Consider the following 12,264-nt stretch of genomic DNA (forward strand, 5'->3'; position numbering starts at 1 on the left):
GGAAGAAGGATCTTGCTAACTTGTTGTTTTTTTGAGATTCGTGGAGAGTGATGGAAGGCTTTGAAATCTTGGATGGTGCCCGACAAGGGACTCGAACCCTCACGCCAAAGGCACGGGAACCTAAATCCCGCGTGTCTACCATTTCACCAATCGGGCAGGGATGGTTGCAATCGGGCCGGGCTGTCAACGGGTTTGACGCCGGGAGCGTCTTCGGCTCTCTTTCGTCGTGGAACAGCGCGCGGACATTGCTTGCCGGAACAACGGGGGGCGGACCCAATCGGATGCGACCGGGCACGAAGCGTTACCGAACGGGAGTCAGCGTTTGGGGGGAGTAAAAAGGGAGTGGGGCGAACGATGGGACTCGAACCCACGACAACCGGAATCACAATCCGGGGCTCTGCCAACTGAGCTACATCCGCCGTACTGACCTGTCCCAAACCGCAGGATCCGGGACGACCTCTTTTTTCGTACATTTTCCGCCGGGGAAGGTTATCCTCCCGCTTCCAGAAGCTGTTTATCATAGATCATCCGCCAGGAAAGTCAAGCGTTTCGGTGGCGGAAAGGTCAAAAAAAGCAAGAATCCGATCGCAGACGCCAAATGCGACCTTCAGGCCGCCGCGCCAGGGGCAACCGCTGCGAGCGCTTCGATCTCCAGATCCAGCTTGCCGTCCACCACCCGCACCCGCACCTTGCCGCCTTGACGCAGGCGACCGAACAACAGTTCGTCGGCCAGGGGTTGACGGATCTTCTCCTTGATCAACCGTTCCATGGGACGGGCGCCGTTCTTGCGGTCGTAACCATGCTCGGCGAGCCAGTGGCGGCCATCCTCGTCCACGGACAGGCTCACCTGTTGTCCGGAAAGATCCCGATCCAGGGCGGTCAGGAACTTCTCGGTCACCTGCAGGATCACCGGTTGCTCCAGATGGGCAAACGGAACGATGGCATCCAGACGGTTGCGGAACTCCGGCGAGAAGAGCCGTTTGATCTCCTTCATCTCGTCGCCGTGATGGTCCTGGGTGACGAAACCGATCGAGGAGCGTTCCAGTTCGTGGGCGCCGGCATTGGTGGTCATGATCAGGATCACGTTGCGGAAATCAGCGCGCCGACCGTTGTTGTCGGTGAGACTGCCGTGGTCCATCACCTGCAACAACAGATTGAAAACATCCGGATGGGCCTTTTCCACCTCATCCAACAGCAGCACCGCATGGGGATTTTTGGTGACCGCCTCGGTGAGCAGTCCGGACTGTTCGAAACCGACATAGCCAGGCGGGGCGCCGATGAGACGCGATACCGTGTGCCGTTCCATGTATTCGCTCATGTCGAAACGGATCAACTCCACGGCCAGTTCACGGGCCAACAGCCTGGCCAGTTCGGTCTTGCCCACGCCGGTGGGACCGGCCAGAAGGAAAGCGCCGATCGGCTTCAAGGGGTTGCCCAATCCGGCGCGGGAGAGCTTGATGGCCTGACTCACCTGGGTGACCGCCTTGTCCTGACCGAACAGACTCAACAGAATGTTGGTCTCCAGGTTTTTCAACAATTCCCGATCGTCGTGGGAAACGGTGCGGGGTGGGATGCGGGCGATGCGGGCGACCACATCTTCGATCTCGCGCACGCCGATCACCTTCTTGCGCCTGCTGGCGGGGGTGATGCGCGCGGCGGCGCCCGCTTCGTCGAGCACGTCGATGGCCGAATCCGGATGTTTGCGATCGTGGATGTGGCGGTGGGACAACTCCGCGGCCACCCGGATCGCCGGCGCGGAGTAGCGGATGCCGTGGTGGGACTCGTAGCGGGTTTTAAGCCCCTTGAGAATCAGAATCGTCTCTTCCAGAGAGGGTTCGGCCAGATCGATCTTCTGGAACCGGCGCGCCAGTGCCTTGTCCTTCTCGAAAACCCCCCGGAACTCCTCGTGGGTGGTGGAGCCGATGCAGCGCAGTTCACCATTGGCCAGCAAGGGTTTCAGCAGATTGGAGGCGTCCATGGTGCTGCCGCTGGTGGCGCCGGCTCCGATCACGGTGTGGATCTCGTCGATGAACAGGATCGCGCCCTGGGTTTCGCTCAGTCGTTTCAACACCGCCTTCAAACGCGCCTCAAAGTCGCCGCGGAATTTGGTGCCGGCCACCAGCGATCCCATGTCCAGCGAAAAGATCACGCTGTCGGCGAGCAGTTCCGGGGCGTCGCCGCGCGCAATGCGCAACGCCAGCCCCTCGGCCAGATGGGTCTTGCCCACTCCGGCGTCGCCGACAAACAGGGGATTGTTCTTGCGACGCCGGCTCAGGATCTGGAAGGTCCGGGTCAACTCCGCCTCGCGACCGATCAGGGGGTCGATCTTTCCATCTCGAGCCAGCTGGGTCAAATTGGTGGCATAAAGCGCCAACGGGTCATCCTTGGCCGGGCCGGGATCGGCTGGTTTCTCCTGGGTGCGCGCCTCCTCGGCGTCCTCCTCCTCGCCGTCGCCCGCCCCCTTGCCCTCCATGCCGTGGGCGATGGCCGCCTGCACGTCGAGCCGGCTGATGTTCTGCCGGTTGAGAAAATGGACCGCGTGGGACTGCTGCTCGCTGAAGATGGCCACCAGCACATAGGCGCCGGTCACCATGTCGCGTCCCGAGGATTGCACCTGATAGACCGCGCGCTGGATCACCCGTTGAAAACCGACCGTCGGGGTGATCTCCAAGGTGTCGGCGTCGTCGGGAATGGTGGGAACATGCACTTGCAGGTGGCTCTCCAGGTCGTGGGAGAGCTGACGCAGATTGCAACCGACCTGCAAAAGGATTTCGGTCACCTCGGGATTTTCCGTCAGGGCGAGCAGCAGATGCTCCACCGTGGCGTATTGGTGCCGACGCTGCTTGGCGGCGCGAATGGCGCGATTCAAGGAGAGTTCCAGATGTTTGCTGATCATGAAGGATCCCATATGATCAAACGTGGGTTAATTTTTTTCCATCCGGCATTTCAGGGGATGCTGGTGCATGCGGGCATGTCGGTTGACCTGCATGACCTTGGTTTCGGCGATGTCGCGGGTGAACAGACCACACACCCCGAAACCCTTGTGATGCACGTTGAGCATCACCTCAGTGGCCTCGTCGAGGTTCTTGTCGAAAAAGCGCATCAGGGTATCCACCACGAACTCCATGGGGGTGAAGTCGTCGTTGAGGAGGATCACCTTGAAGAGCGGCGGCTCCTCCAGCCCTTGATTGTCGCGCGTGTGCAGCAGGGTATCGGCGTTGAATTCGGACTCACTCATGAGTCTCATGCTCCGGGTGTCGATCAGATGCTCACAATCCACAGGGAAGAACCAGACTCCCCGGTTTTAGAAGATCGGTTTAATCATTTCGCAGTTTAGCGGAATCATCTCCGCGCGGCCAACGAAAAAAGGGGGGCCGCCCGTCCGAACGCAAGAAAGCAGGCGCGATCGATCCACCCAATCCGGTCTTGAAGAGGGTGACGCCTCACCCGTGGCCCGCTCCGCGCAGCAGGGTCAGGGCATTTTCGCGCGCTGCCGGGGTGATCTCCTCGCCGGCCAACATGCGCGCCACCTCCTCGACCCGTGCCGCATCGTCCAGGGGACGCACCTCGACCCGCGCCCGTCCCTGTCGGGTGCTTTTGATCACCTTGAAGTGACGCGCGCCCCAGGCCGCCACCTGCGGGGAGTGGGTCACCGCCAGGGTCTGGCGTCGGGTGGCGACCTCGGCCAGCTTGGCGCCGATCGCCGCCGCAGTGCGACCGCCAACCCCCACATCCACCTCGTCGAAAATCAGGGTGGGAATGGTCACCGCCTCGGCCAGCGTGGTCTTGAGCGCCAGCATGATGCGGGCGATCTCGCCGCCCGAGGCCACCTGTCGCAACGGTTTCAACGGCTCGCCGGGATTGGCGCTGATCTGGAACTCCGCATCCTCGGCGCCGGTGGCGCGGGGCTCGCCGCCGGCGGGACGCAATTCGACGGCGAATCGGGCCTGCATCCCCAAGGGGCGCAGATGGCCCTCGGTCTCTTTCGTCAATTTTTGCGCGGCTTTCGCGCGGGATGCGCTTAAGACGCGCGCCGCCTGGTCATACGCGCATCGGGTCTCCTCAAGGGCGGTGACCAGGCGCTGTTCGTCGTGGTCGAGCCGGTCCAGGCCATCGAGTTCGGCGCGCAGGGTCTCGACCAGCTCCGGCAACCCGTCCGGCGTGCGGCGATGTTTGCGCGCCAGATTGCGCAGCAGGGAGAGCCGCTCCTCGATTTCGATCAGCTCGCTCGGATCGCTCTCCAGGGCATCGGCGTAGTGGCGGATCCGATCCGCCAGATCCTCCAGTTCGTACTGCAAGGAACGCAAAGGTTCGGACAAGGCCTCCAGAGCCGGATCCAGACGGGCGCCCCCCTCGATCTCGCCTGCGGCATACGAGATCAGTCGCGCCGCGCCCTCTCCCTCGCCCTGGGCGTCGCCGGTCAGAAGTTCCAGCGCCGCCGAGGTCGCCTCCCCCAGCTTGACCACATGGGCCAGCCGGGAACGACGCTGCTCGAGCCGGGTCCATTCGCCCTCGCCGGGCGCCGCCGACTCCAGTTCGTCGAGTTGATGCACCAGATACGCCCGACGCTGCTCGGCATCACGGGCGCGCCGTCGCACCTCCTCCAGGGTATCCCGACGGGCGCGCCAGGCGTGCGCCAGTTCGACGACCCGCGCCAACTCGGTGTCGTGACGGGCGAAACCATCCAGAATGGTCAGATGGGTCGCGGCATGGAGCAGGGATTGATGGTCATGCTGACCGTGGATGTCCACGAGTCCGTCGCCCAGTTGCGCCAGAACCGCCACCGGCACCGGGATTTCGTTGATGAACGCCTTGCCGCGACCGTTGGCCGACAAGGTGCGGCGCAAAAACAGCTCTCCCCCGTCCTCGTCCCCGACGAGCGCCTGTTCCTTGAGCCAGTCGCGGGCCGGATGGGCTTGCGGCAGGACGAAATGGGCCGTGACCATGGCGCGTTCGGCATCGGCGCGGATCAGGGCGTTGTCGGCGCGCGCGCCCAACGTCAGGGCCAGGGCGTCGATGACGATCGACTTGCCGGCGCCGGTCTCGCCGGTCAGAATGGTCAGACCGGAGTCGAATTCGATCTCCAGCCGTTCGATGAGCGCGATGTTCTCGATGATCAGTTGCCGCAACATGGTTGAATCACTCTTGCAGATGGTTTCCCACCGGGGTCACATGTCATCTACCATACTCCACCGATTTCAGAGCGCAAGGAAGTTGTCGGGTGGACGCGTGGTTCGAAAGCGGGCAGGGGCCGGGAAACTTGGCGATCGCCTTGCCGCATGGTACGATCCTTTGGATTACCGTGGAACTCCCGAAGGGAGGTCCACGGTACGGGGGGTGAGGGGGTTCTCCCCCCATCATGCAAGTTAGAATGGCGCGGAGTGTCCGCGCCCCATAACGCGGGTGATCGGACGGATTCGAACATGACAAGGGATACCCCGGGTGCCGGGAGCGTTGCCAACGATCCCCTGGCCAGCCTGACAGGAATCGAAAAGAGCTATGTCGAGGAGGGGGCCGGCCTGGTGCCGATCCTCACCGGTCTGAACGCCGATTTCCAACGCGGGACGCTTACCGCACTGGTCGGGCGCAGCGGTTCGGGCAAGACCACCCTGCTCAACCTCATCGCCGGTCTGGATCGTCCGGATCGCGGACGGATCTTCATCGGCGGCGAGGAGTCCACCGCCTTTGACGACGAAACCAGCACCCGGTTCCGCCGTCGGCATATCGGGTTCGTGTTTCAATTCTTCAACCTGGTCCCCTCGTTGACGGTGTTGGAGAATGTCCGCTTTCCCCTGGCGTTGAACGGGGCCGATGACGCCGAGGGGACGCGGCGCGCCCTGGAACTGTTGGAACGGGTGGGGCTGGAACGGCGCGCGGCGGCCTTTCCGGACCGGCTTTCCGGCGGGGAACGACAACGGGCGGCCATCGCACGGGCATTGATCCACCGTCCGATGCTGGTGTGCGCCGACGAGCCGACCGGCAATCTCGACCACAAGACCGCCCGCGGGATCATGGCCCTGATGACCGCCATGGTGCGCGAGGAGGGAACCACGCTGATCATGGTGACCCACAGCCTCGACTTCGCCGCCCAGGCGGATCGGGTGCTGTTTCTGGAGGAGGGACGTCTGGTGGAAGATGCGCGCTGAGGGAAAATCGCCTGGCGTCAGGACAGGATGCGGATATCGCGACGATCCGGCATGGATCGACAGGTTGCATCAGGCCTTGGCCGAGCGTGGTCACGAATCCCTGATCCGCCTGGATTGGCAATCCCTCAAGCAGGCGTCGGGACACGGAATGGCCCTGGATCGGGTCGGTCTGACATGAATCGGATTCTGTACGTGATCGCGTGCGAATGACACCCTTTCGGGACACCTCGCGCGATGTCCGATTGACAGCCGTTCATTCAGCGTTATATATATAAAGGTGATAACGATGAGCGAGAAATTGGTGGCATCCCCCTTTTCAACGGGACGGCGGTTCGACCGGCTCCAGTTGCTCGGGCAGATCGACACCCTCGGTTCGATGCAGGCCGCGGCCAAGGCGATGGGAATCTCCTACAAATCGGCCTGGGAGGCGGTGGAGAGTCTCAACAATCTCTCCGAAACGCCTCTGGTGGAACGCAGCATCGGAGGGGCCTCGGGTGGTGGAACCCGGTTGACGGATCGGGGCCGGCAGGTGCTCACATTCATGCGTGACATGGACAGGGATTTTCAGGCCTTCATCGCGGCCATGGAGGGAAGCGGGAGGGCATTCGATCGTTTTTTTCAGGCCTATCAACGGATCAGGAGGTTTGAGATGCGAACAAGTGCGCGCAATCAATATTTGGGTCGCGTCGTCCAGGTGACGCGCGGGACGGTGAATGCCGAGGTGGTGTTGGACATCGGTGGTGGGGACACGCTGGTGGCGATCATCACCAACACCAGCGTGGAGAATCTGGCCTTGGAACCAGGCGTCGAAGCGCATGCCCTGGTGAAGGCCCCGTGGGTGATCGTGACCACGGATGAAAATTTCCGGAGCAGCGCGCGCAATCGTTTGTGCGGGGTGGTGACGCGCTGCGTGGAGGGGGCGGTGAACGGAGAGGTGATCCTCGATCTTCCCGGTGGCAAATCGGTGGCGGCGATCATCACCAACGACAGCATCCGTCAGTTGGGACTTCAGGTAGGCTCGCGCGCCTGCGCGTTAATTAAGGCCTCGCACATCATTCTGGCGGTCACGCCATGAACCAGGGAGTCGCACGCATGACGATCGCACGGGATGTATGGTTGTGGGTTCTTCTGATCTCCAGCGCCACGGCGGATGAGATACAGGTGGCGGTGGCGGCCAACTTCAGCGCTCCGGCACAGAAAATCGTCGAAACCTTCACCGCCGCGACCGGTCACAAGGTGGCTCTGTCCGCGGGATCGACCGGCAAGCTGTATGCCCAGATCAAGAATGGCGCCCCATTCGACGTGCTGCTTTCCGCCGATGCCCAAACTCCGGCCAAACTCGAAACCGAGGGGTTCGGGGTCTCCGGAAGCCGGTTCGTCTATGCGACCGGGCGGTTGGTGCTCTGGTCCAGGCGGGCGGGATGGGTGGATGACCAGGGCGAGGTTCTGGGCAAGGGCGCGTTCGAGCATCTGGCGATCGCGGATCCCAAACTGGCCCCCTATGGCGCCGCGGCCATGGAGGTTCTGGAAAAACGGAACCTGGTCGAACGGTTGCGTCCCAAATTCGTTCAAGGCGAAAACATCGCCCAGACCCATCAGTTCGTGACCTCCGGCAGTGCCGAGTTGGGCTTCCTGGCCCTCTCCCAGGTGATGCGAGAAGGAAAGATCCCCGAGGGTTCCGCCTGGATCGTGCCCGCCGGTTTGCACCGACCCATCCTTCAGGAGGCCGTGTTGCTGGAAAAGGGACGGGACAATCCCGCCGCCCGCGCCTGGCTGGACCATCTGCGCGCTCCAGCGACCCGGGCGATGATCGCCACCTTCGGCTACGAATGAGCGAGCTGACGCGGTGACCTGGCTCGACCCCTCCGATTGGCAGGCGCTCTGGTTGACCGTCAAGCTGGCCACGGTCACCACGCTGCTGCTGCTCGCGCTCGGCACCCCCCTGGCCTGGTGGCTGGCACGCACCCGCTCGACGTGGAAAGGGCCGATTTCGGCCCTGGTCGCCATGCCGCTCATCCTTCCCCCCACGGTTCTGGGGTTCTATCTGCTGGTCTTCATGGGGCCGGACGGCTGGTTGGGCCGTCTGACCCATGCCCTCGGCTGGGGAATTCTGCCTTTCAGTTTTGGCGGTCTGGTGGTTGCCTCGGTGATCTACTCCCTGCCGTTCGTGGTCCAGCCGCTCCACAACGCCTTTCAGGCCATCGGATCCGCGCCTCTCGAGGCTGCCGCCACCCTGCGCGCCTCGCCGCTGGATGCCTTCCTGACCGTGGCGATCCCGCAGGCACTGCCGGGATTCGTCACCGCCACCGTGCTCGGCTTTGCCCATACCGTCGGCGAGTTCGGCGTGGTGTTGATGATCGGTGGCAACATTCCCAACGCCACCCAGGTGGTTTCGGTGCGCATCTATGCCCACGTCGAGGCCATGGAATACGCCCATGCCCATACCCTGGCGGGTGGTTTGGTGCTCTTTTCCTTCCTGGTTCTGCTGGTTCTGAATGGGGTGCAACGTTCGGGACAACGCGGATGAACGACACGATCCAGGTTGCCTGTCGGCTGGTGCGCCGCGATTTCACCCTGGAGGTGGATCTGGCCTGGCCCGATCGGGGGGTAAGCGCGCTCTTCGGGCCATCGGGATCGGGAAAAAGCACCCTGTTGCGCATTCTCGCCGGTCTGGAGCGTCCGCCGGGTGGTCGCGTCGCGATGCGCGGAACGCCCTGGCAGGATGACGCACAGGGACTCTTCCGTCCACCCCATCGCCGTCCGATCGGCTACGTATTCCAGGATGCCGCCCTTTTTTCGCATCTGAATGTCCAGGACAATCTGCTCTACGGTCTGAAACGGGTTCCCGAGCCGCTCAGGCGCGTGCCGCTGGATCGGGCCATCGAACTGCTGGGCATCGGCGGGTTGTTAAAACGACGGGTGACCACCCTGTCGGGCGGGGAACGGCAAAGGGTGGCCATCGCCCGCGCCCTGGCGGTCTCGCCGGAGCTGCTGCTGCTCGACGAACCCCTGGCCGCGCTCGACGTGGCGCGCAAACGGGAGATCCTGCCGTTTCTCGAGCGTCTGCACCGGGAGTTGACCATGCCGATGGTCTATGTCAGTCACGCACCGGACGAGGTGGCCCGTCTGGCCGATCATCTGGTGGTGCTGGAGGCGGGGCGGGTGGTGACCGAGGGGCCGTTGGGCGCCACCCTGGCGCGACTCGATCCGCCGGTGCGACTCGGCGAGGAGATCGGCGTGGTGTTGGAGACGGTGATCGGCGCCCGTGACGAACCTTGGCAGCTCTGCCGCGCCGACTTTCCGGGCGGGTCACTGTGGATTCGCGATCACGGTCTGGCGATCGGCCAGCGGGCACGGGTGCGCGTTCTGGCTCGGGATGTCAGCCTGGCCCTCGAACACCATGCCCACACCAGCATCCAGAACATCCTGCCCGGCGTGGTGAGCGCGTTGGCCGGGGACCGACACCCGGCCAACGCGCTGGCCCGGGTTCTGGTCGGCGAGACCCCGTTCGTGGCACGCATCACCCGCCGTTCGGCGGCCCATCTGGAACTCAACCCCGACAAACCGGTCTGGGTGCAGGTCAAGTCCGTGGCCGTGATCGAATAACGGTTCCCCACTCCTGAAAGCCCGGCGTCGGCGGGTGCGGGAGTGGGCTCCATGCACACCCCTCCCGCGCGTTCCGCAAAACGGCACGTTCCGGCAGCGTTCGCATCCGCTCCATCCTTCATCTTATTGATTGCTAAACATCTTTACAAAACACCGCCTGTTCGTCCATCCCGGCAGATCGCCGGGGGAAACGGTCGTTTGTTTTTTTGATTCTACTGGTATTAATCTTGCATTAAACCGGATTGCACTCTTTGATCCATCACCCGGATACCGGTGCGCCTATTGGTGATCAAGATTTCAACCCGGATGACTCGAGGCCGTGAATTTCGATTTCAAGAGCTCATATCGGTGCTTCAAGCCGCGCGCCGTGTCGTCAATATATTGGCGAGAGATCGTGATATCCGTCGCGTCGTACCCGTTTGCCGATCGGAGGAGATGCCGATGACCGGGTGGCGTTCGCGCACGGTTGGCTTGATCCTGGGCGGGTTGGGATGGCTGTGCGTGGCCTGCACGCCCCAGTCCACCGCGGTCGATGCCGCCGGTCAGGAACCGGGACGCGAGGAGTCGGTGAAAAAGGAGTTCCAGAGCGCCATCGACAGCATGATGGAAGAGGTGGAAGGCAAACGTGAAGGCGGGGCGGAGGGAAGCGGACGGGAGGCGGTTCCCTTCACGGTGTTCAAGGAGTTGCTTGAGGAGCCCCCTCCCGCGAACGCCAAACCGGCCACCACGCCCACCGAACCGCCCATGCCGCGACTGGATGTCAACGTGAGCGGGGTGGAGGCGCGGGAGTTCTTCATGAGCCTGGTGCAGAACTCGCCGGGCATCAACATGGTGGTCCATCCGGATGTCAAGGGGGCGATCACCCTGGAGTTGAAGCGGGTCATGGTGGACGAGGTGGTCGAAGTGGCCTGCGAGATGTACCAGTACGACTGCCATTCGTTCGCCGAGGATCGCTCCGGATCGATTCGCGGCTTCAAGATCTTTCCGTGGCGGCTGGTGACCAAGACCTATCGGGTCGATTTTCTGCCGGTGAAGCGCGGCGGACGAACGGATACCCAGGTCTCGTCGGGTACGGGCAAGGAGTCCACCAACACCCAATCGACCACCAACTCCGAGAATCGCAGGGTGACCAACCAATCCAGCGAAACCCAGAACACCGGCACCTCGGTGGAGACCGATTACCGGTCGGATTTCTGGCAGGATCTGGAAAGCACCATCCATGCGATCTTGAAGATGGATCTGGCCATCGACTCGATCAACGAGACGATCAACAACAAGGGCGAGGTCTCCCAGACGATCATGCGCAAGCGCGATTCGGTCACGGTGACAACGCCGGTGGCGGGCCAGGATGGCGCCGACAAAGGCGAAAAGAAGGGACAGCAGACCACCTCCATGCCGATCAATGCGGGTCAGGATCTCAAAAGCGTGATCTTGAACCGTCAGGCCGGTCTGGTGACGGTACGGGCCTTCCCCAAGGAGTTGGCCGAGATCGATGCCTTTTTGAACGATCTGCGCACACGCAGTCAACGGCAGGTCATTCTGGAGGCCAAGATCCTGGAGGTGGAGCTGAACGATGGTTTCCAGTTCGGCATCGACTGGCTGGCGATCAACAAGGGGTTGGGCAGCGACCGGTTCGCGCCGTTGGCCTCGGAGCCCTACAACGCCCAGACCTTCGTCAGCAGCCAGAAGCAGCAGATGGTTACCGGCAGCAGCGACAATCCACAGGTCTTGGACATGAATCCGCTTTTCACCAAGGGGTTCGTCGCTTCCCAGGCCGGCGCCGGAACGCCGTTCAGTCTGGCCTTCCGGATGCATGACTTCACCACGTTTTTGGGACTCTTGGAGAAGCAGGGCAAGGTGCAGGTGTTGTCGAGCCCGCGCATCGCCACGATCAACAACCAGAAGGCGGTGATCAAGGTGGGCGAGGATGGTTATTTCATCACCGGCATGGACACCCCGAGCGGGGCGGGTGAAACGGCCTCCTATGTGGATCCGACGCCAGTTTTCACCTCGATGTTCAACGGCATCGCCCTGGATGTGACCCCCCAGGTCGGCGAGAACGACATGGTGACCCTGCATGTGCATCCCATGGTGCGCAGCGTGCAGGACAAAGAGAAGAATTTCAAGATCAAGGATAAGTATCACTCGATCCCCATGGCCTGGAGCAGCACCCGCGAGACCGACAGCGTGATCCGGGTGGAGAGTGGCGAGCTGGCGGTGATCGGTGGGTTGTTGAAGAAGGAGCAGCGCTACGATGTGGACAAACTGCCGCTGCTTGGGGATCTGCCGGGCGTGGGAGCGTTGTTCCAGAAGGCGCGCGAGAGTTGGTACAAGAGCGAGATGGTGATTCTGATCCGTCCGCTGGTGATCGATGCGCGGCATGACTGGAAAAAAGAGCGCAACCGCGCGGTGGAGCGGGTCGGCGGCATGCAGCGCGATCCGCGCAGTTGGCAGCCTTGGGAGATGAATGGGTCTTCGCAGCGGATGAGGAGTCTGGAACCGTGAGCCTGAT

Annotated in this window: 9 protein-coding genes and 2 tRNA genes; 6 read left to right on the forward strand and 5 right to left on the reverse strand. The window is 62.6% G+C overall.

What is annotated here, in order from left to right; genetic code table 11:
* Positions 1 to 73: 73 nt before the first annotated feature.
* From ACOY6C_RS07400 to recN, 5 genes are all read right to left on the reverse strand, one after another.
* Positions 74 to 156: transfer RNA gene (locus ACOY6C_RS07400), tRNA-Leu, on the reverse strand.
* Between the two features lie 187 nt (positions 157 to 343).
* Positions 344 to 419, reverse strand: a tRNA-His gene (locus ACOY6C_RS07405).
* A 188-nt stretch (positions 420 to 607) separates the two neighbouring features.
* Complete coding sequence (gene clpA / locus ACOY6C_RS07410; RefSeq protein WP_420904840.1) at positions 608 to 2,896, reverse strand: ATP-dependent Clp protease ATP-binding subunit ClpA; 2,289 nt, start codon at positions 2,894 to 2,896, stop codon at positions 608 to 610.
* Positions 2,897 to 2,923: 27 nt separating this feature from the next.
* Positions 2,924 to 3,238: an ATP-dependent Clp protease adapter ClpS gene (gene clpS, locus ACOY6C_RS07415; RefSeq protein ID WP_420904841.1), complete on the reverse strand. Its 315-nt coding sequence runs from the start codon at positions 3,236 to 3,238 to the stop codon at positions 2,924 to 2,926.
* Between the two features lie 205 nt (positions 3,239 to 3,443).
* Positions 3,444 to 5,132 (reverse strand): DNA repair protein RecN, encoded by a 1,689-nt coding sequence (recN, locus tag ACOY6C_RS07420; RefSeq protein ID WP_420904842.1) that lies wholly within the window; start codon positions 5,130 to 5,132, stop codon positions 3,444 to 3,446.
* Positions 5,133 to 5,423: 291 nt separating this feature from the next.
* On the opposite strand from recN, the gene ACOY6C_RS07425 reads away from it, so the two are divergent.
* The 6 genes from ACOY6C_RS07425 to ACOY6C_RS07450 all read left to right on the forward strand — a co-directional run bounded on the left by ACOY6C_RS07425 (position 5,424) and on the right by ACOY6C_RS07450 (position 12,257).
* Entirely contained in the window at positions 5,424 to 6,146 is a 723-nt protein-coding gene (locus ACOY6C_RS07425; protein WP_420904843.1) for an ABC transporter ATP-binding protein, read from the forward strand.
* Between the two features lie 286 nt (positions 6,147 to 6,432).
* A complete protein-coding gene (locus ACOY6C_RS07430) occupies positions 6,433 to 7,221 on the forward strand; it encodes a TOBE domain-containing protein (RefSeq protein WP_420904844.1) in 789 nt (262 codons plus the stop codon).
* A 17-nt stretch (positions 7,222 to 7,238) separates the two neighbouring features.
* Entirely contained in the window at positions 7,239 to 7,979 is a 741-nt protein-coding gene (gene modA / locus ACOY6C_RS07435; RefSeq protein ID WP_420904845.1) for a molybdate ABC transporter substrate-binding protein, read from the forward strand.
* A 13-nt stretch (positions 7,980 to 7,992) separates the two neighbouring features.
* The gene (gene modB, locus ACOY6C_RS07440) at positions 7,993 to 8,673 is read left to right on the forward strand and encodes a molybdate ABC transporter permease subunit (protein ID WP_420904846.1); all 681 of its coding nucleotides are present in this window, start codon (positions 7,993 to 7,995) and stop codon (positions 8,671 to 8,673) included.
* The gene (gene modC / locus ACOY6C_RS07445) at positions 8,670 to 9,752 is read left to right on the forward strand and encodes a molybdenum ABC transporter ATP-binding protein (RefSeq protein ID WP_420904847.1); all 1,083 of its coding nucleotides are present in this window, start codon (positions 8,670 to 8,672) and stop codon (positions 9,750 to 9,752) included. The genes modB and modC overlap by 4 nt, the downstream gene beginning before the upstream one ends.
* 441 nt (positions 9,753 to 10,193) lie before the next feature.
* Positions 10,194 to 12,257 carry a secretin N-terminal domain-containing protein gene (locus ACOY6C_RS07450; RefSeq protein ID WP_420904848.1) on the forward strand — a complete coding sequence of 688 codons (2,064 nt, stop codon included), beginning with the start codon at positions 10,194 to 10,196 and terminating at the stop codon, positions 12,255 to 12,257.
* Positions 12,258 to 12,264 lie beyond the last annotated feature (7 nt).

It is taken from the genome of Candidatus Magnetaquiglobus chichijimensis (genome assembly GCF_045865675.1).
GTDB classification, from domain to species: domain Bacteria; phylum Pseudomonadota; class Magnetococcia; order Magnetococcales; family Magnetaquicoccaceae; genus Magnetaquiglobus; species Magnetaquiglobus chichijimensis.

What these genes read in the sequence shown, in the direction of transcription:
- recN (WP_420904842.1), bottom strand. Translation starts at nt 5,132, where the DNA reads ATGTTGCGGCAACTGATCATCGAGAACATCGCGCTCATCGAACGGCTG.
- clpS (WP_420904841.1), bottom strand. Translation starts at nt 3,238, where the DNA reads ATGAGTGAGTCCGAATTCAACGCCGATACCCTGCTGCACACGCGCGAC.
- modA (WP_420904845.1), top strand. Translation starts at nt 7,239, where the DNA reads ATGACGATCGCACGGGATGTATGGTTGTGGGTTCTTCTGATCTCCAGC.
- ACOY6C_RS07450 (WP_420904848.1), top strand. Translation starts at nt 10,194, where the DNA reads ATGACCGGGTGGCGTTCGCGCACGGTTGGCTTGATCCTGGGCGGGTTG.
- clpA (WP_420904840.1), bottom strand. Translation starts at nt 2,896, where the DNA reads ATGATCAGCAAACATCTGGAACTCTCCTTGAATCGCGCCATTCGCGCC.
- ACOY6C_RS07430 (WP_420904844.1), top strand. Translation starts at nt 6,433, where the DNA reads ATGAGCGAGAAATTGGTGGCATCCCCCTTTTCAACGGGACGGCGGTTC.
- modC (WP_420904847.1), top strand. Translation starts at nt 8,670, where the DNA reads ATGAACGACACGATCCAGGTTGCCTGTCGGCTGGTGCGCCGCGATTTC.
- ACOY6C_RS07425 (WP_420904843.1), top strand. Translation starts at nt 5,424, where the DNA reads ATGACAAGGGATACCCCGGGTGCCGGGAGCGTTGCCAACGATCCCCTG.